Source organism: Lysobacter sp. CA196 (assembly GCF_052078695.1).
Taxonomy (GTDB): Bacteria; Pseudomonadota; Gammaproteobacteria; order Xanthomonadales; family Xanthomonadaceae; genus Lysobacter.
In genome coordinates this window covers 47,707-66,432 of sequence record NZ_JBQJIN010000014.1, presented here as the reverse complement: position 1 = coordinate 66,432, position 18,726 = coordinate 47,707, and the positions used below count along the sequence as shown (strand labels likewise).

The 18,726-nt window shown below is 64.4% G+C and carries 13 protein-coding genes and 4 tRNA genes; all 17 read left to right on the top strand.

The window, feature by feature from the left end; all coding sequences use genetic code 11:
- The first annotated feature begins 46 nt into the window (after positions 1–46).
- Positions 47–1,006 carry a ribose-phosphate diphosphokinase gene (locus ACTOWK_RS14005; RefSeq protein WP_057918906.1) on the top strand — a complete coding sequence of 320 codons (960 nt, stop codon included), beginning with the start codon at positions 47–49 and terminating at the stop codon, positions 1,004–1,006.
- A 171-nt stretch (positions 1,007–1,177) separates the two neighbouring features.
- Positions 1,178–1,837 carry a 50S ribosomal protein L25/general stress protein Ctc gene (locus ACTOWK_RS14000; protein WP_441330741.1) on the top strand — a complete coding sequence of 220 codons (660 nt, stop codon included), beginning with the start codon at positions 1,178–1,180 and terminating at the stop codon, positions 1,835–1,837.
- A 59-nt stretch (positions 1,838–1,896) separates the two neighbouring features.
- Positions 1,897–2,478 (top strand): aminoacyl-tRNA hydrolase, encoded by a 582-nt coding sequence (gene pth, locus ACTOWK_RS13995; protein WP_441330740.1) that lies wholly within the window; start codon positions 1,897–1,899, stop codon positions 2,476–2,478.
- An 85-nt stretch (positions 2,479–2,563) separates the two neighbouring features.
- Positions 2,564–3,655, top strand: coding sequence for a redox-regulated ATPase YchF (gene ychF / locus ACTOWK_RS13990; RefSeq protein ID WP_441330739.1), 1,092 nt, complete (start codon positions 2,564–2,566; stop codon positions 3,653–3,655).
- A gap of 127 nt (positions 3,656–3,782) precedes the next feature.
- Positions 3,783–3,868, top strand: a tRNA-Tyr gene (locus tag ACTOWK_RS13985).
- Between the two features lie 170 nt (positions 3,869–4,038).
- Positions 4,039–4,113, top strand: a tRNA-Gly gene (locus ACTOWK_RS13980).
- Positions 4,114–4,208: 95 nt separating this feature from the next.
- Positions 4,209–4,284 (top strand) — tRNA-Thr (locus tag ACTOWK_RS13975).
- A 72-nt stretch (positions 4,285–4,356) separates the two neighbouring features.
- Positions 4,357–5,547 (top strand): elongation factor Tu, encoded by a 1,191-nt coding sequence (tuf, locus tag ACTOWK_RS13970; RefSeq protein WP_441330732.1) that lies wholly within the window; start codon positions 4,357–4,359, stop codon positions 5,545–5,547.
- Between the two features lie 151 nt (positions 5,548–5,698).
- A tRNA-Trp gene (locus ACTOWK_RS13965) sits at positions 5,699–5,774 on the top strand.
- Between the two features lie 96 nt (positions 5,775–5,870).
- Positions 5,871–6,248, top strand: a complete 378-nt coding sequence (gene secE / locus ACTOWK_RS13960; RefSeq protein ID WP_057918904.1) for a preprotein translocase subunit SecE — start codon at positions 5,871–5,873, stop codon at positions 6,246–6,248.
- A gap of 13 nt (positions 6,249–6,261) precedes the next feature.
- On the top strand, positions 6,262–6,837 hold the full coding sequence (gene nusG, locus ACTOWK_RS13955) for a transcription termination/antitermination protein NusG (RefSeq protein ID WP_441330738.1): 576 nt from the start codon (positions 6,262–6,264) through the stop codon (positions 6,835–6,837).
- 249 nt (positions 6,838–7,086) lie between these two features.
- A complete protein-coding gene (rplK, locus tag ACTOWK_RS13950; RefSeq protein ID WP_031373756.1) occupies positions 7,087–7,515 on the top strand; it encodes a 50S ribosomal protein L11 in 429 nt (142 codons plus the stop codon).
- A 2-nt stretch (positions 7,516–7,517) separates the two neighbouring features.
- Complete coding sequence (rplA, locus tag ACTOWK_RS13945; protein ID WP_441330737.1) at positions 7,518–8,216, top strand: 50S ribosomal protein L1; 699 nt, start codon at positions 7,518–7,520, stop codon at positions 8,214–8,216.
- 488 nt (positions 8,217–8,704) lie between these two features.
- Complete coding sequence (rplJ, locus tag ACTOWK_RS13940; protein ID WP_441330736.1) at positions 8,705–9,238, top strand: 50S ribosomal protein L10; 534 nt, start codon at positions 8,705–8,707, stop codon at positions 9,236–9,238.
- Positions 9,239–9,309: 71 nt separating this feature from the next.
- Positions 9,310–9,681, top strand: a complete 372-nt coding sequence (gene rplL, locus ACTOWK_RS13935) for a 50S ribosomal protein L7/L12 (RefSeq protein ID WP_057918903.1) — start codon at positions 9,310–9,312, stop codon at positions 9,679–9,681.
- Positions 9,682–9,956: 275 nt separating this feature from the next.
- Positions 9,957–14,120: a DNA-directed RNA polymerase subunit beta gene (rpoB, locus tag ACTOWK_RS13930; protein WP_441330735.1), complete on the top strand. Its 4,164-nt coding sequence runs from the start codon at positions 9,957–9,959 to the stop codon at positions 14,118–14,120.
- Between the two features lie 111 nt (positions 14,121–14,231).
- Complete coding sequence (gene rpoC, locus ACTOWK_RS13925) at positions 14,232–18,470, top strand: DNA-directed RNA polymerase subunit beta' (RefSeq protein WP_441330734.1); 4,239 nt, start codon at positions 14,232–14,234, stop codon at positions 18,468–18,470.
- Positions 18,471–18,726: the final 256 nt, after the last annotated feature.

The following is an 18,726-nucleotide window of genomic DNA, read 5'->3' as shown; positions in this document are numbered from 1 at the left end:
CCCAATCATCACCAGCCGCCACGGTCAGAGCGAAGCGGAGAAGACAGTGCAAAACGATCGAAACCTGCTGGTATTCAGCGGTAATGCCAACCGTCCGCTCGCCGAGGCGGTGTGCAAGGAACTCGGTATCCGGCTCGGCAAGGCCCTGGTCGGGCGTTTCTCCGACGGCGAAGTGCAGGTCGAGATCGAAGAGAACGTGCGGCGTCAGGAAGTGTTCGTCATTCAGTCGACGAACGCGCCGACCGCCGAGAACTTCATGGAGCTGCTGGTCCTGATCGACGCGCTCAAGCGCGCATCGGTGGCCAACGTGACCGCGGTGGTGCCGTACTTCGGCTACGCCCGCCAGGATCGCCGCCCGCGCTCCTCGCGCGTGCCGATCACCGCCAAGGTCGCGGCCAAGATGTTCGGCGCCGTCGGCGCCGACCGGGTGCTCACGGTCGATCTGCACGCCGACCAGATCCAGGGCTTCTTCGACATCCCGGTCGACAACGTCTACGCCTCGCCGCTGCTGCTCGCCGACATCTGGCGCGCGCACGGCACCGACAACATGGTCGTGGTGTCGCCCGACGTCGGCGGCGTGGTCCGCGCCCGTGCGATCGCCAAGCGCCTCGACGATGCCGACCTGGCGATCATCGACAAGCGCCGCCCGCGCGCCAACGTCGCCACGGTGATGAACATCATCGGCGACGTGTCGGGCAAGACCTGCGTGCTGGTCGACGACATCGTCGACACCGCCGGCACCCTGTGCGCCGCCGCGGCCGCGCTCAAGGCGCAGGGCGCGCTGAAAGTCGTCGCCTACTGCACCCACCCGGTGCTGTCGGGCGCGGCGATCGACAACGTAATGAAGTCGCAGCTGGACGAGCTGGTGGTGACCGACACCATCCCGCTGACCGCCGCGGCCCGCGCCACCGGCCGCATCCGCCAGCTCAGCGTCGCCGAGCTGCTGGCCGAAACGATCCGCCGCATCGCCTTCGGCGAGTCGGTGAGTTCGTTGTACGTGGATTGAATCCAGGGGCTCGGGGTTCGGGACTCGGGACTCGAGAGCGCTGAAGCGTCGGCTTTTGCCTTTCGAGTCCCGAGTCCCGAGTCCCGGGTCCCGATCCAGGCTCATCTGGTCGCGGATGAGTCTCCAAATCGCCGCGAGGCGATCCTAATGCTGCAAAGTGAGTAAACGACAATGTCCGAACACATCATCAAGGCCACTGGCCGCAACGTCGAGGGGAAGGGTGCGAGCCGCCGCCTGCGTCGTGCCGCCAGCATCCCGGCCATCATCTACGGCGGCAAGGCTACGCCGCAGCCGATCCAGCTCGATCACGAGAAAGTGTGGCTGGCCAGCCAGCACGAGTGGTTCTACTCCTCGATCCTGACCCTCGATGTCGACGGCAAGAGCGAGAGCGTGCTGCTGCGCGATATGCAGCGCCACCCGTACAAGCAGATCATCATGCACCTGGACTTCCAGCGCGTGGATGAGAACCAGGCCATCCGCGTCGCGGTGCCGCTGCACTTCCTCAACGAAGACAAGTCGCCGGCCGGCAAGGCTGCCGACGTCGTGGTGACCCACGAGCTCAACGAAGTCGAAATCAGCTGCCTGCCGAAGGACCTGCCGGAGTTCCTCGAGATCGACCTGTCCGCGCTCGCCGTCGGCGACATCGTCCACCTCTCGGAGCTCAAGCTGCCGAAGGGCGTCGAGATTCCCGAGCTGAAGCTGGGCAAGGAACACGACGTCGCCGTCGTGATCGCCAAGCACGGCAAGGAAGAGGCCGAAGAAGCCGTCGAGGCGCCGGTCGCCGAAGTGCCGGCTGCGAAGGTCGCCAAGAAGGACGAAGACAAGAAGTGATCGTGGACCGGCGCGCCCTGATCGGCGCGCCGGTTTGCGTACACGGATAGTCTTACGCGATGGCAGATCTGCGCCTGATCGTCGGCCTCGGCAACCCGGGGTCGGAACACACCCGGACCCGGCACAATGCCGGGTTCTGGTTTGTGGACGCCCTGAACGAAAAGTTCGGCGGCCGGTTCGGCCTGGAATCCAAATTGTTCGGCGAAACCTCGAAGATCGAGATCGCCGGGCGTCCGGTCTGGCTGCTCAAGCCGGCCACGTTCATGAACCTGTCGGGCAAGTCGGTCACCGCGGCCCTGCGCTACTGGAAGATCGAGCCCGAGGAGGCGCTGCTGGCGCACGACGAGCTCGATCTCGCGCCCGGCACCGCCCGTCTCAAGTTCGACGGCGGCCACGGCGGCCAGAACGGTTTGCGCGACACCATCCAGTTGCTCGGTCACGGCAAGTTCCACCGCCTGCGTATCGGCATCGGCCACCCCGGCCACAAGGACAAGGTCACTCCCTGGGTGCTCGGACGTCCCGGCAAGGACGACGAGGCGACGATCCTGCGCGCGATCGACGACGCCATCGAAGTCATGCCGCTGGCGGTGCAGGGCAACCTGATGGACGCCATGACCCGCCTGCACACGCCCCGTAATTAGGGATTCGGGATTGGGGGTTCGCCAGGCGCCGTCGCCTGCGAGTTCCCAATCCCAAATCTCGAATCACGAATACCGGATCAAAGCCATGGGTATCAAATGCGGCATCGTCGGCCTGCCCAACGTGGGCAAGTCGACCCTTTTCAACGCCCTGACCAAGGCTGGGATCGCCGCGGCGAACTTCCCGTTCTGCACGATCGAGCCGAACGTCGGCGCCGTGCCGGTGCCGGATCCGCGCCTGAACGCGCTGGCCGACATCGTCAAGCCGCAGAAGCTGCTGCCCACCGCGGTCGAGTTCGTCGACATCGCCGGCCTGGTCGCCGGCGCCGCGAGCGGGCAGGGCCTGGGCAACAAGTTCCTCGCCCACATCCGCGAAGTCGACGCGATCACCCACGTGGTGCGCTGCTTCGAGAATCCGGACGTCATCCACGTCAACAACAAGGTCGACCCGATCGCCGATATCGAGACCATCGATACCGAGCTGGCCCTGGCCGACCTGGAAAGCGTCGAGAAGGCCTACCAGCGCGCCGAGCGCTCGGCCAAGACCGGCGACAAGGAAGCGATCGTGCGCAAGGAGGTCCTGGGCCGCGTGCGCGAGGGCCTGGATGCCGGCAAGCCGGCGCGCGCGCTGAGCCTGTCCGAGGACGACAAGGCCGCCCTGCGCGATCTGTTCCTGCTCACCCTCAAGCCGGTGATGTACGTCGCCAACGTGCTCGAGGACGGTTTCGAGAACAACCCGCACCTGGATGCGGTGCGCGAGCGCGCCAAGCTCGAGGGCGCCCAGGTGGTGCCGGTCTCGGCCGCGATCGAGGAAGAGCTGAGCCAGCTCGACGACGCCGACCGCGACACCTTCCTGGCCGATCTGGGCCTGGCCGAGCCCGGCCTCAACCGGGTCATCCGCGCCGGCTACGAGCTGCTGGGCCTGCAGACCTATTTCACCGCCGGGGTCAAGGAAGTGCGCGCCTGGACGGTCAAGGCCGGCTCGACCGCGCCGCAGGCCGCTGCGGTGATCCACACCGACTTCGAGAAGGGCTTCATCCGCGCCGAAACCATCTCCTACGACGATTTCATCAAGTACAAGGGCGAGTCGGGAGCCCGCGATGCCGGGCGTCTGCGCCTGGAAGGCAAGGAATATCGCGTCCAAGAGGGCGATGTGCTGCACTTCCGGTTCAATGTCTGAGTACACTATGCGGCCGTTTCGGGGTCGCCCGGCGGCAGGTTCGGCCGGCGCGAGTGGATTCCGAAAAAAGTTGTGCGAAAACGCGTTGACTTCCTGAAGAACGCGCGCCAGAATTACGGGCTCTTTTGGAGGGATACCCAAGCGGCCAACGGGGGCAGACTGTAAATCTGCTGGCTTACGCCTTCGGTGGTTCGAATCCACCTCCCTCCACCAGTTTCATCGCGACAGGCAATCGTTCGTCGGGTTTCAGGGTTCGACGGATGCTGGCGCGGAGGCACGAGTGGAATCAGTTGCAACGATGTCGGCTCCAGCGATATCGGTAATGCCGGTTTCAGTTTAAAGTTGCAGATCGAAGTTCCAACGCTGTAATGGCTGTACGCGGCGCGGGAGTAGTTCAATGGTTAGAGCCTCAGCCTTCCAAGCTGATAATGCGGGTTCGAATCCCGTCTCCCGCTCCATTGAACGGCTCGGTCGACGGATACCGTTGAATTCGCCCGCATCGGTCCCATTGCAGTAAAGCCCGCGCAGGCGGATCGCAGCACCCAGGTTTCACGCTCACGTAGCTCAGTCGGTAGAGCACCTCCTTGGTAAGGAGGAGGTCGAAGGTTCGATTCCTTTCGTGAGCACCATCCAAAGCAAGACAAGGCTGCTTTACCAACAGCCGCCGCGACATACAGACCCACAAACGAGAAGCGACAGCCATGGCTAAGGGTAAATTCGAGCGCACCAAGCCGCACGTGAACGTCGGCACGATCGGCCACGTTGACCACGGCAAGACGACGCTGACGGCGGCGCTGACGAAGGTGGGCGCCGAGCGTTTCGGTGGCGAGTTCAAGGCATACGACGCGATCGACGCGGCGCCGGAAGAAAAGGCGCGCGGCATCACGATCTCGACGGCACACGTGGAATACGAATCGGCGAACCGCCATTACGCGCACGTCGACTGCCCGGGCCACGCCGACTACGTGAAGAACATGATCACCGGTGCGGCGCAGATGGACGGCGCGATCCTGGTGTGCTCGGCCGCTGACGGCCCGATGCCGCAGACCCGCGAGCACATCCTGTTGTCGCGTCAGGTCGGCGTGCCGTACATCGTCGTGTTCCTGAACAAGGCCGACATGGTGGACGACGCCGAGCTGCTCGAACTGGTCGAGATGGAAGTGCGCGAGCTGCTGACCAAGTACGACTTCCCGGGCGACGACACCCCGATCATCCACGGTTCGGCGCGTCTGGCGCTGGAAGGCGACCAGAGCGAAATCGGCGTGCCGTCGATCCTGCGTCTGGTGGAAGCGCTGGACAGCTTCATCCCGCAGCCGGAGCGCGACGTCGACAAGCCGTTCCTGATGCCGGTGGAAGACGTGTTCTCGATCTCGGGCCGCGGCACCGTGGTGACCGGCCGTATCGAGCGCGGCATCGTGAAGGTCGGTGACGAAATCGAAATCGTCGGTATCCGTCCGACCCAGAAGACGACGGTCACGGGCGTGGAAATGTTCCGCAAGCTGCTCGACCAGGGTCAGGCGGGCGACAACGCCGGTCTGCTGCTGCGCGGCACCAAGCGCGACGACGTCGAGCGCGGCCAGGTGCTGTGCAAGCCGGGTTCGATCAAGCCGCACACCGACTTCGAAGCCGAAGTCTATGTGCTGTCGAAGGACGAAGGCGGCCGTCACACCCCGTTCTTCAAGGGCTACCGTCCGCAGTTCTACTTCCGCACCACCGACATCACCGGCGCTTGCGAGCTGCCGGAGGGCGTCGAGATGGTGATGCCGGGCGACAACGTGAAGATGGTGGTCACGCTGATCAACCCGGTGGCGATGGACGAAGGCCTGCGTTTCGCGATCCGCGAAGGCGGCCGTACCGTCGGCGCCGGCGTCGTGGCCAAGATCATCAAGTAATCGCACCATCGCGGCGGTCGCAAGGCCGCCGCAAGCCGCGAACGGCGGGCCGGCAACCCGGTCCGCCTTCGTTGTTTAGTACACCTTGGAATATCCGCTCGATCCCGGGCCCGATTCGGGCGCCGAGTCGGGTTGAAGACTTCAAAGACGTACGCCAGTAGCTCAATTGGCAGAGCAGCGGTCTCCAAAACCGCAGGTTGGGGGTTCGAGTCCCTCCTGGCGTGCCACTCGATACCGAGCCGGCTCGGACGATCCGGCGACTGGAATGCATTGAAAGGGCCGCGCAGGGATGGGCGGGCTTTCGCGAGGGAATCGCCCCGAGAATGAACAGCAAGGCCGAACAACATAAATCCGGCGGTGCCGGTGATATCGCCAAGTACGCGCTGGCGCTGCTGCTTGCGCTGGGCGGTGTGTTCGCCTACCTCTGGTTCGAGAACTGGAGCGGCCCGCTGCGTAGCGGCGTGGTCGTCGCCGGCCTGCTCGCCGGCGCGGTGGTGTTCATGTTTTCCACCAAGGGTGCACAGACCCGCGAATTCCTCTCGGAATCGCGTTTCGAGTTGCGCAAGGTGGTCTGGCCGACCCGCGAAGAAGCGCTCAAGACCACCTGGGTGGTCATGATCGCGGTCGCGATTCTCAGCCTCATCCTGTCCGGCTTCGATTATGTGATCCAGGCTGCGGTCAAGTTCCTGCTGTCGCGTTGAGGAGACGACCGACGTGAATTCGCAAGATAACAAGCGCTGGTACGTGGTACATGCGTATTCCGGCTTCGAAAAGTCCGTAGCGCAAGCGCTGCGCGACCGTATCGTCCGTTTCGAGATGCAGGAGCGCTTCGGCGACGTCCTGGTGCCGACCGAAGAGGTCGTCGAAATGCGTTCCGGCCAGAAGCGCCGGTCCGAGCGTAAATTTTTCCCGGGCTACGTCCTGGTCCAGATCGCCACGCACGACGAAGCCGGCATTCCGCGCATCGACAGCGAAAGCTGGCATCTGATCAAGGAAACCCCGAAGGTCATGGGCTTCATCGGCGGCACCGCCGATCGTCCCCTGCCGATCCAGGACCGCGAAGCGGACCGGATCCTTCAGCGCGTTCAGGAAGGCGTCGAGAAGCCGCGTCCGAAGGTGCTGTTCGAGCCGGGCGAGATGGTCCGCGTGGTCGATGGCCCGTTCGTCGATTTCAACGGCGTGGTCGAGGAAATCAACTACGAGAAGAGCCGCCTGCGCGTCGCGGTGCTGATCTTCGGCCGCTCGACCCCGGTCGAGCTGGAATTCGGGCAGGTCGAAAAGGCCACCTGAGCCCGGCCCCGGCCTGGCTGACCGCATCGTACGAGGCCCGGCTTGCCGGGCCTCGTCGTGTTGTTTTCCGCAAAACCTGATATAGTGCGCGGCTCACTGCCTAGATGCGGTGGCCCTACTCATGCAGCTGCCCCCTCTCGAAAGGTCCGGGGCGGCTGTCTGCGCAAGCAAAACGCGATGCCGGAACGCGCGATTTCCGGCCCGATGGGGAGCCTGAGGTCCAGGCGCTAGCACCCGGAGAGCAGAGCAATGGCAAAGAAAGTAGTCGGTTACATCAAGCTGCAGGTGAAGGCCGGTCAGGCCAACCCCTCGCCGCCGGTCGGTCCTGCGCTGGGTCAGCGCGGCCTGAACATCATGGAGTTCTGCAAGGCGTTCAACGCTGCGACCTCCAAGCTCGAGCCGGGTCTGCCGACCCCGGTCATCATCACGGCCTACTCGGACCGTACCTTCACCTTCGTCACCAAGAGCACCCCGGCTTCGGTCCTGCTCAAGAAGGCCGCCGGCATCTCGTCGGGCTCCAAGCGCCCGAACACCGAGAAGGTGGGCAAGGTCACCCGTAAGCAGCTCGAAGACATCGCCAAGGCGAAGGAAGCGGATCTGACCGCGGCCGACCTGGAAGCGGCAGTGAAGACGATTGCGGGTTCGGCCCGCAGCATGGGTCTGGTGGTGGAGGGCTGATCATGGCAATCACGAAGCGCGAAAAAGCAATCAAGGCAGCTGTGGTCCCGGGCAAGGCCTATCCGTTCGAAGAAGCGGTCAAGATCGTCAAGACCGCGACCAAGGCCAAGTTCGTCGAGTCCGTCGACGTCGCCGTGCGCCTGGGCGTGGACGCGAAGAAGTCCGACCAGCAGGTCCGCGGCTCGACCGTGCTCCCGGCCGGCACCGGCAAGACCGTGCGCGTGGCGGTGTTCGCCCCGGCCGGCGCGAAGGCCGACGAGGCCCTGGCCGCCGGCGCCGAAGCCGTCGGTATGGACGACCTGGCCGAGAAGATGCAGGCCGGCGATCTGAACTACGACGTCGTCATCGCCACCCCGGACGCCATGCGCGTCGTCGGTAAGCTGGGCCAGGTGCTCGGCCCGCGCGGCCTGATGCCGAACCCGAAGGTCGGCACCGTCTCGCCGAACCCGGCCGAAGCGGTCAAGAACGCCAAGGGCGGCCAGGTGCGTTACCGCACCGACAAGGCCGGCATCATCCACTGCACCCTGGGCAAGGCTTCGTTCGAAGACGCCTCGCTGAAGGACAACCTGCAGGCGCTGCTGCTCGACCTGATCAAGGCCAAGCCGGCGACCGCCAAGGGTCAGTACCTGCAGAAGATCTCGATCAGCTCGACCATGGGTCCGGGCGTGACCGTCGATCTGACCTCGCTGACGCTGAAGTAATCGAACAACAGGAATGAGTGAAGAGGAATGAGGAGTGAGCGGCAAGCCTAGTCGTTCTAACTCGTTTCCCACTCCTCTCAACTCGTTCCTAGCATTTGAGGGCATCGCAAGGGAGTCCGCTCCCGACCGATAGCCGTCAAAGACCGCAGGCGCGGTCAGCGCATACCGACGACGGGCACGGAAGCTCGACACGGCAAGGAGTCGCCGTCGGTACAGCGGGATCGCTTAATTCGGACTCTTCGGAGCCGGGCCGGCGTAGATGGTGCCGCCCCTGAAACTATTTTCAGGAAAGGCCACCACCCGGGATGCCTTCGGCGTCCCCGGCGCCAAGGACGGTCGCCGCCCAGGACCGCAAGCGGCAGGAGCCGTAAGCGGAGTTAATAGTGCCGGGATGGGTAGTACGGGATCGGGGATCGGTCGAAGCCAGGCGCAAGCCGCTTTGCCGCTCTCCTCTCACGAATCCCGAATCCCGGCCTTGGAGGAGTGCAATGGCTCTTAATCTGTCTCAGAAGCAAGAAGTAGTCGCCGAACTGGCAGAAGTCGCCGCCAAGGCTCACTCCTTGATTGCTGCCGAGTACGCAGGCATCACGGTTGCTCAACTGACCGCGATGCGCAAGAAGGCTCGTGAAACCGGTGTGTACTTGCGTGTCGTCAAGAACACCCTGGCTTCGCGTGCCGTTGCCGGTACCGAATACGAGTGCGTCCAAGACAAGCTCGTCGGTCCGTTGCTGTATGCGTTCTCGACGGAAGAACCCGGCGCTGCCGGTCGTCTGATCAAGGAATTCGCCAAGGGCAACGACAAGCTGCAGGCCAAGGTCGTCGCGTTGGGAGGCCAGGTGTACCCGGCCAGCCACGTCGACGTGCTCGCCTCGTTGCCGACCCTCGAACAGGCTCTGGCCATGCTGGCCCGCGTCCTGTCCGAACCCGCCAGCATGTTCGCCCGCGCCGTCAAGGCCGTGGCCGACCAGCAGGGCGGCGGCGAAGTCGCTGTCGAAGCTCCGGCCGAAGCGGAACCGGCGTAATCGCCGCCCCGCATTCGCGACCGCTTCACTGAATCCGATTCGTAAGATCAATATTTCCTGAGGTTATTCAAATGTCCCTTTCCAACGAACAAATCGTCGAAGCCATCGCCGAAAAGAGCCTGATGGAAGTCATGGAACTCGTCCGCGCGATCGAAGAGAAGTTCGGCGTTTCCGCCGCTGCTCCGGTCGTCGCCGGCGTCGCCGCTGAAGCCGCTGCTCCGGTCGAAGAGCAGACCGAGTTCAACGTCATCCTGAAGGCTGCCGGCGAGAAGAAGGTCGAAGTCATCAAGGCCGTCCGCGCCATCACCGGCCTGGGCCTGAAGGAAGCGAAGGACCTGGTCGAAGGCGCTCCGCAGACCGTGAAGGAAGCCGTCTCGAAGGCCGACGCCGAGAAGTTCAAGAAGGACCTCGAAGCCGCTGGTGCAGCTGTCGAAGTCAAGTAAGTCGTACTTGCGTCGCCGAGTCACTTTGGCGACCACTGAAGGCTGGGGACGAAAGTCCCCGGCCTTTGGCCGTTCCACGGGAATCGATGTTCCCGGCGTCATCCGAGTTACCAGTCGGAAGTAGCGGGAGAAGGCGTGCTGGTGCCGGCAATACCAGCGACTTCCCACTGGCAATTTTCCCTTGTTCCCCCGGACCGCGGACGCGCGGTCTGCCCGGAAGGACGCCACGGCGGCTTTCCCGGCCCATTTAAAGTTAATCGAGGCGGTAGCTCACCATGACCACAGCTTCCACGAACTATTCGTTCACCGAAAAGAAGCGCATCCGCAAGGATTTCGGCAAGCGCAAATCCATCCTCGAAGTGCCGTTCCTGCTCGCGATCCAGGTCGACTCCTATCGCGAATTCCTGCAGGAACACACCGACCCGGCCAAGCGCGCCGATCGCGGCCTGCACGCCGCCCTCAAGTCGGTGTTCCCGATCTCCAGCTACAGCGGCAACGCTGCTCTCGAATACGTCGGCTACAAGCTCGGCGACCCGGTGTTCGATGAGCGCGAGTGCCGCAACCGCGGCCTGTCCTACGGCGCCCCGCTGCGCGTGACCGTGCGCCTGGTGATCTACGACCGCGAGTCGTCGACCAAGGCCATCAAGTACGTGAAGGAGCAGGAGGTCTACATGGGCGAAATCCCGCTCATGACCGACAACGGCACCTTCATCGTCAACGGCACCGAGCGCGTCATCGTCTCGCAGCTGCACCGTTCGCCCGGCGTGTTCTTCGACCACGACCGCGGCAAGACCCACAGCTCGGGCAAGCTGCTGTACAGCGCCCGCATCATTCCGTATCGCGGTTCCTGGCTCGACTTCGAGTTCGACCCGAAGGACGCCCTGTTCACCCGTATCGACCGTCGCCGCAAGCTGCCGGTCACCGTGCTGCTGCGCGCGCTCGGCTACAACAACGAAGAAATGCTCGCCGAGTTCTTCGAGATCAACACCTTCCACATCATGTCCGAGGGCGTGCAGTGGGAGCTGGTCTCCGAGCGCCTGCGCGGCGAAACCCTGGACTTCGATCTGGCCGACGGCGACAAGGTCATCGTCGAAGCCGGCAAGCGCATCACTGCGCGCCACGTCAAGCAGCTCGAGCAGTCCGGCATCGCCGCGCTGGCCGTGCCCGACAGCTACCTGGTCGGCCGCATCCTCTCGCACGACGTCGTCGACACCCGTTCCGGCGAACTGCTGGCCACGGCCAACGACGAAATCAGCGACGACCAGCTCGCCGCGTTCCGCAAGGCCGGCATCGAGTCGGTCGGCACGATCTGGGTCAACGACCTCGACCGCGGCCCGTACATCTCCAACACCCTGCGCATCGACCCGTCGAAGACGCAGCTGGAAGCCCTGGTCGAAATCTACCGGATGATGCGTCCGGGCGAGCCGCCGACCAAGGACGCCGCGCAGAACCTGTTCCACAACCTGTTTTTCACCTTCGAGCGCTACGACCTGTCGGGCGTCGGCCGGATGAAGTTCAACCGCCGCATCGGCCGCAAGGAAACCCTCGGCGCCTCGGTGCTGTACGACGCCAAGTACTTCGCCGAGCGCAAGGACGACGAGTCCGTGCGCCTGCGCAACGAGCTGGGCAAGACCTCGGACATCCTCGACGTCATTCGCGTGCTGACCGAGATCCGCAACGGCCGCGGCGTGGTCGACGACATCGATCACCTGGGCAACCGTCGCGTGCGTTCGGTCGGCGAAATGGCCGAGAACACCTTCCGCGTCGGCCTGGTACGCGTCGAGCGCGCGGTCAAGGAACGCCTGTCGATGGCGGAATCCGAAGGCCTCACGCCGCAGGAACTGATCAACGCCAAGCCGGTGGCCGCCGCGATCAAGGAGTTCTTCGGCTCCTCGCAGCTGTCGCAGTTCATGGACCAGAACAACCCGCTGTCGGAAGTCACGCACAAGCGTCGCGTGTCGGCCCTCGGCCCGGGCGGCCTGACCCGCGAGCGCGCCGGCTTCGAAGTGCGCGACGTGCATCCGACCCATTACGGCCGCGTCTGCACCATCGAAACGCCTGAAGGCCCGAACATCGGCCTGATCAACTCGCTGGCCGTGTTCGCCCGCACCAACAAGTACGGCTTCCTTGAGACGCCGTACCGCAAGGTCGTGGACGGCAAGGTCACCGATGACGTCGAGTTCTTGTCGGCGATCGAAGAGAACGAGTACGTCATCGCCCAGGCCAACGCGCCGCAGGACGACAAGGGCATGATCAGCTCGCAGTTCGTCGCCTGCCGTTACCAGGGCGAAACCCTGCTCAAGCCGCCGTCCGAGATCCACTTCATGGACGTCTCGCCGATGCAGACCGTGTCGGTCGCGGCCGCGCTGGTTCCGTTCCTCGAGCACGACGACGCCAACCGCGCGTTGATGGGCGCCAACATGCAGCGCCAGGCCGTCCCGACCCTGAAGGCGCAGAAGCCGCTGGTCGGTACCGGCATCGAGCGCGCCGTGGCGCGCGACTCGGGCGTGACCGTGAATGCGCTGCGCGGCGGCACGATCGAGCAGATCGACGCGGCCCGCATCGTGGTCAAGGTCAACGAGTCGGAAATCTCCGGCGTCACCGATGCCGGCGTCGACATCTACAACCTGATCAAGTACACGCGTTCGAACCAGAACACCTGTATCAACCAGAGCCCGTTGGTCAAGGTCGGCGACGTCATCGCCCGCGGCGACGTGCTGGCCGACGGCCCCTCGACCGACATCGGCGAGCTCGCGCTCGGCCAGAACATGCTGGTCGCGTTCATGCCGTGGAACGGCTACAACTTCGAAGACTCGATCCTGCTCTCCGAGCGCGTGGTCGAAGAGGATCGCTACACCACGATCCACATCGAAGAGCTGACCTGCGTCGCCCGCGACACCAAGCTGGGGCCGGAGGAAATCTCCGCCGACATCCCGAACGTCTCCGAGCAGGCGCTGAACCGCCTCGACGAGTCGGGCGTGGTGTACATCGGCGCCGAAGTCCGCGCCGGCGACATCCTGGTCGGCAAGGTCACGCCGAAGGGCGAAAGCCAGCTGACCCCGGAAGAGAAGCTGCTGCGCGCGATCTTCGGCGAGAAGGCTTCCGACGTTAAGGACAGCTCGCTGCGCGTGCCCCCGGGCATGGACGGCACCGTCATCGACGTGCAGGTCTTCACCCGCGACGGCATCGAGAAGGACAAGCGCGCCCGCCAGATCGAAGAGTCGGAAATCCGTCGCGTCAAGAAGGACTTCGACGACCAGTTCCGCATCCTCGAAGCGGCGATCTACGACCGTCTGCGTTCGCAGCTGATCGGCAAGACCGCCAACGGCGGCGCCGGCCTGAAGAAGGGCGACACGGTCACCAGCCTGGTGCTCGACGGCCTGAAGAAGTCCGATTGGTTCACCCTGCGCATGAAGGACGAGGAAGCGATCGAAGCGATCGAACGCGCCCAGAAGCAGATCGACGTCCATCAGAAGGAATTCGATCGCCGCTTCGCCGACAAGCGCGGCAAGATCACCCAGGGCGACGACCTCGCGCCGGGCGTGCTGAAGATGGTCAAGGTGTTCCTGGCGGTCAAGCGCCGCATCCAGCCGGGCGACAAGATGGCCGGCCGTCACGGCAACAAGGGCGTCGTGTCGACCATCGTGCCGGTCGAGGACATGCCGTACGCGGCCGACGGCCAGACCGTCGACATCGTGCTGAACCCGCTGGGCGTGCCGTCGCGTATGAACATCGGCCAGATCCTCGAAGTGCATCTGGGCTGGGCCGCCAAGGGCCTGGGCCAGAAGATCCAGCGCATGCTGGAGGCGCAGCAGAAGATCGCCGAACTGCGCAAGTTCCTCGACGACATCTACAACCACGACCAGAAGCTGCACGGCCAGCGCGTCGACCTGAAGCAATTCACCGACGAAGAGCTGCTGACCCTGGCGCACAACCTGGTCGACGGCGTGCCGATGGCGACCCCGGTGTTCGACGGCGCGGCCGAGTTCGAGATCAAGCGCATGCTCGAGCTGGCCGAACTGCCGAGCAGCGGTCAGACGATCCTGCACGACGGCCGCACCGGCGAAGCGTTCGAGCGTCCGGTCACGATCGGCTACATGCACATGCTGAAGCTGAACCACCTCGTCGACGACAAGATGCACGCGCGTTCGACCGGTCCGTACTCGCTCGTCACCCAGCAGCCGCTGGGCGGCAAGGCGCAGTTCGGCGGCCAGCGTTTCGGCGAAATGGAAGTCTGGGCGCTGGAAGCCTACGGCGCGGCCTACACCCTGCAGGAAATGCTGACGGTGAAGTCCGACGACGTGCAGGGCCGCAACCAGATGTACAAGAACATCGTCGACGGCGAGTACGAAATGGTCGCCGGCATGCCGGAGTCCTTCAACGTGCTCGTGAAGGAAATCCGCTCGCTCGCGATCAACATGGAGCTGGAAGAGAACTGAGGACGGCCGGGAATCGGGTGTGGGAGTCGGCAGCCGCGACAGCGACCCGAGTCCCTCCCGAAACCCGCTTGACGATTCCCCATTCTCTATTCCCGATTCCCGGAGAAACCCATGAAAGACTTGCTCAATCTCTTCAACCAGCAGCGTCCCGCGCTGGACTTCGACGCGATCAAGATCGCGCTGGCTTCGCCCGACCTGATCCGTTCGTGGTCGTTCGGCGAAGTGAAGAAGCCGGAAACCATCAACTACCGTACCTTCAAGCCCGAACGCGACGGCCTGTTCTGCGCCGCGATCTTCGGACCGATCAAGGACTACGAGTGCCTGTGCGGCAAGTACAAGCGCATGAAGCACCGTGGCGTGGTTTGCGAGAAGTGCGGCACCGAAGTCACCCTGGCCAAGGTGCGTCGCGAGCGCATGGGCCACATCGACCTGGCCTCGCCGGTCGCGCACATCTGGTTCCTCAAGTCGCTGCCCTCGCGCATCGGCCTGATGCTCGACATGACCCTGCGCGACATCGAGCGCATCCTGTACTTCGAAGCCTATGTCGTGACCGAGCCGGGCCTGACCCCGATGGAACGCGGCAACCTGCTGACCGAAGAGCAGTACCTGACCGCGCGTCAGGAGCATGGCGACGACTTCGAAGCCGCGATGGGCGCCGAGGCCGTGTACGACCTGCTGCGCACGATCGACCTGCAGGCCGAAATGCTGCAGCTGCGCGAAGAGATCGCCTCGACCAACAGCGAAACCAAGCTCAAGCGCCTCACCAAGCGCATCAAGCTGGTCGAAGCCTTCCTCGAATCCGGCAACCGTCCGGAGTGGATGGTCATGACCGTGCTGCCGGTGCTGCCGCCGGACCTGCGCCCGCTGGTGCCGCTGGACGGCGGCCGCTTCGCGACCTCCGACCTGAACGATCTGTACCGCCGCGTCATCAACCGCAACAACCGCCTGCGCCGCCTGCTCGAACTCAATGCGCCCGACATCATCGTGCGCAACGAAAAGCGCATGCTGCAGGAATCGGTCGACGCCCTGATGGACAACGGCCGCCGCGGCCGCGCCATCACCGGCACCAACAAGCGCCCGCTCAAGTCGCTCGCCGACATGATCAAGGGCAAGCAGGGCCGTTTCCGCCAGAACTTGCTCGGCAAGCGCGTCGACTACTCGGGCCGTTCGGTCATCGTGGTCGGCCCGACCCTGCGTCTGCACGAGTGCGGTCTGCCGAAGAAGATGGCGCTGGAGCTGTTCAAGCCCTTCATCTTCGCCAAGCTGCAGCGTCGCGGCCTGGCCACCACGATCAAGGCCGCCAAGAAGTTGGTCGAGCGTGAAGAGGCCGAGGTGTGGGACATCCTCGAAGAGGTGATCCGCGAGCACCCGGTGCTGTTGAACCGCGCACCGACCCTGCACCGTCTCGGCATCCAGGCGTTCGAGCCGGTGTTGATCGAAGGCAAGGCGATCCAGCTGCATCCGCTGGTCTGCACCGCGTTCAACGCCGACTTCGACGGCGACCAGATGGCCGTCCACGTGCCGCTCTCGCTGGAAGCCCAGCTGGAAGCGCGCGCGCTGATGATGGCGTCCAACAACATCCTGTCGCCGGCCAACGGCGAGCCGATCATCGTGCCGTCGCAGGACGTCGTGCTGGGTCTGTACTACATGACCCGCGCCCTGGAGAACAAGGCGGGCGAGGGCATGGTGTTCGCCAACGTCGCCGAAGTGAAGCGCGCCTACGACAACCGCGTCGTGCAGATCCACGCCAAGGTCAAGGTCCGCATCAGCGAGATCGTGATCAACGAGGACGGCACCCGCGAGCCCAAGACCTCGATCGTCGACACCACCGTCGGCCGCGCCCTGCTGCGCGAGATCCTGCCGGACGGTCTGCCGTACGCGCTGGCCAACACCGAGCTGACCAAGAAGAACATCAGCCGTCTGATCAACTCGTGCTACCGCATGCTCGGCCTGAAGGACACGGTCGTGTTCGCCGACCGCCTGATGTACACCGGCTTCGCTTACGCGACCCGCGCCGGCGTCTCGATCGGCATCGACGACATGATCATCCCGGGCGAGAAGAAGGGCATCCTGGCCGAAGCCGAGACCGAAGTGCTGGAAATCCAGCAGCAATACCAGTCGGGTCTGGTCACCGCCGGCGAGCGCTACAACAAGGTCGTCGACATCTGGTCGCGCACGAACGAGCGCGTGGCCAAGGCGATGATGGACGCGATCGGCACCGACACCGTCGAGAACGCCGAAGGCAAGCGCGTCCCGCAGAAGTCGATGAACTCGATTTACATCATGGCCGACTCCGGCGCCCGCGGTTCGCAGGCGCAGATCCGTCAGCTGGCCGGTATGCGCGGCCTGATGGCGCGTCCCGACGGCTCGATCATCGAGACGCCGATCACCGCGAACTTCCGCGAAGGCCTGAACGTTCTTCAGTACTTCATCTCGACCCACGGTGCGCGTAAGGGCCTGGCCGATACCGCGTTGAAGACGGCGAACTCGGGTTACCTGACCCGTCGCCTGGTCGACGTGGCGCAGGACGTGGTGATCACCGAAGACGATTGCGGCACGCTCGAAGGTCTGATGATGACCCCGATCGTCGAAGGCGGCGACGTGGTCGAACCGCTGCGCGATCGCGTGCTGGGCCGTGTCGTGGCCGAGGACGTGTTCCTGCCGGGCAACGACGAGGATCCGATCGTCACCCGCAACACCCTGCTCGACGAAGCCTGGGTGGCCAAGCTCGAAGAGGCCAGCGTCCAGTCGATCAAGGTCCGCTCGACGATCACCTGCACCAGCAGCTTCGGCGTGTGCGCCAACTGCTACGGTCGCGACCTGGGCCGCGGTCACCTGGTCAACCACGGCGAAGCGGTCGGCGTCGTCGCCGCTCAGTCGATCGGCGAGCCCGGCACCCAGCTGACCATGCGTACCTTCCACATCGGTGGTGCGGCATCGCGAGCTGCGGCGATCGACAACGTCACGGTCAAGACCACCGGTTCGATCAAGTTCAACAACCTCAAGCACGTCGCTCACGCCAACGGCCACCTGGTCGCGGTGTCGCGTTCGGGCGAACTGTCGGTCCTCGACCCGCACGGCCGCGAGCGCGAGCGCTACAAGCTGCCGTACGGTGCGACCGTCGCGGTCAAGGACGGCGCCGAGATCAAGGCCGGCCAGACCGTCGCCAACTGGGATCCGCATAACCACCCGATCGTTTCGGAAGTCGCCGGTTTCATCCGCTTCATCGACTTCGTCGACGGCGTGACCGTGATCGAGAAGACCGACGAACTGACCGGCCTGGCTTCGCGCGAGATCACCGATCCCAAGCGTCGCGGCTCGATGGGCAAGGATCTGCGCCCGATCGTGCGCATCGTCGACAAGAACGGCAAGGATCTGCAGATCCCGAACACCGACTTGCCGGCGCAGTACCTGCTGCCGCCGCGCTCGATCGTCAACCTGCAGGACGGCGCGCCGGTCGGCGTGGGCGACGTGGTCGCGAAGATTCCGCAGGAAGCGTCGAAGACCCGCGACATCACCGGTGGTCTGCCGCGCGTGGCCGACTTGTTCGAAGCGCGCAAGCCCAAGGACCCGGCGATCCTCGCCGAAGTCTCGGGCATCGTCAGCTTCGGCAAGGACACCAAGGGCAAGCAGCGCTTGATCATCAAGCAGGCCGACGGTGAAGAGCACGAAGAGCTGATCCCGAAGTACCGCCAGATCATCGTGTTCGAAGGCGAGCACGTGGAGAAGGGCGAGACCGTGGTGGACGGCGAGCCGAGCCCGCAGGACATCCTGCGTCTGCTGGGCGTCGAGCCGCTGGCCGTGTACCTGACCAAGGAAATCCAGGACGTCTACCGCCTGCAGGGCGTGAAGATCAACGACAAGCACATCGAGGTGATCGTTCGCCAGATGCTGCGCAAGGTCGAGATCACCGACCAGGGCGACAGCAAGTTCCTGCACGGCGAGCAGATCGAGCGTCAGCGCTTCGTCGAAGAGAACGCCCGCCTGCTGGCCCGCAACGAGATCCCGTCGAAGTACGACCCGGTCCTGCTCGGCATCACCAAGGCCTCGCTGGCGACCGAGTCGTTCATCTCGGCCGCGTCGTTCCAGGAGACCACCCGCGTGCTCACCGAGGCCGCCGTGCGCGGTACCCGCGACGGCCTGCGCGGTCTCAAGGAAAACGTGATCGTCGGACGCCTGATCCCGGCCGGTACCGGCCTGGCGTACCACACCCAGCGCCGCAAGAACGCCTCGGGTCTGACCGACTCGGAAATGGAAGCCCTGTCGGGTCCGGTCTCGGCCCCGGTGGTCGAAACTCCGGCTCCGGCGGCTGCCGTGGCCGAAACCGGCGAGGAGTCCAGCGCCTCCTGAGGCGCTGCGGCTCGTAATCGCACGGAAATACAGCTAAACTAGGTAATTCGGACGGCCTTCGGGCCGTCCCAGATCACGAAATGAGGCGCATGGAGCGCCTCGTGTTCGGCCCAGGGCAGGGCGGGATCAATCGGAATTGGGACGGATTGGCGCTGATTGGCGCCGATTCCGTTCGTCCGCGTCGCTCGCGTTGACGGCCACGTCAAACGCGAGCTATACTTTTTCGTCTCGGTGGGTCGGGTGTATTCGGCTTGCC

Coding starts and splice junctions, on each gene's coding strand:
- ACTOWK_RS14000 (WP_441330741.1), top strand. CDS start 1,178: ATGTCCGAACACATCATCAAGGCCACTGGCCGCAACGTCGAGGGGAAG.
- pth (WP_441330740.1), top strand. CDS start 1,897: ATGGCAGATCTGCGCCTGATCGTCGGCCTCGGCAACCCGGGGTCGGAA.
- ychF (WP_441330739.1), top strand. CDS start 2,564: ATGGGTATCAAATGCGGCATCGTCGGCCTGCCCAACGTGGGCAAGTCG.
- tuf (WP_441330732.1), top strand. CDS start 4,357: ATGGCTAAGGGTAAATTCGAGCGCACCAAGCCGCACGTGAACGTCGGC.
- secE (WP_057918904.1), top strand. CDS start 5,871: ATGAACAGCAAGGCCGAACAACATAAATCCGGCGGTGCCGGTGATATC.
- rplK (WP_031373756.1), top strand. CDS start 7,087: ATGGCAAAGAAAGTAGTCGGTTACATCAAGCTGCAGGTGAAGGCCGGT.
- rplA (WP_441330737.1), top strand. CDS start 7,518: ATGGCAATCACGAAGCGCGAAAAAGCAATCAAGGCAGCTGTGGTCCCG.
- rplJ (WP_441330736.1), top strand. CDS start 8,705: ATGGCTCTTAATCTGTCTCAGAAGCAAGAAGTAGTCGCCGAACTGGCA.
- rplL (WP_057918903.1), top strand. CDS start 9,310: ATGTCCCTTTCCAACGAACAAATCGTCGAAGCCATCGCCGAAAAGAGC.
- rpoB (WP_441330735.1), top strand. CDS start 9,957: ATGACCACAGCTTCCACGAACTATTCGTTCACCGAAAAGAAGCGCATC.
- rpoC (WP_441330734.1), top strand. CDS start 14,232: ATGAAAGACTTGCTCAATCTCTTCAACCAGCAGCGTCCCGCGCTGGAC.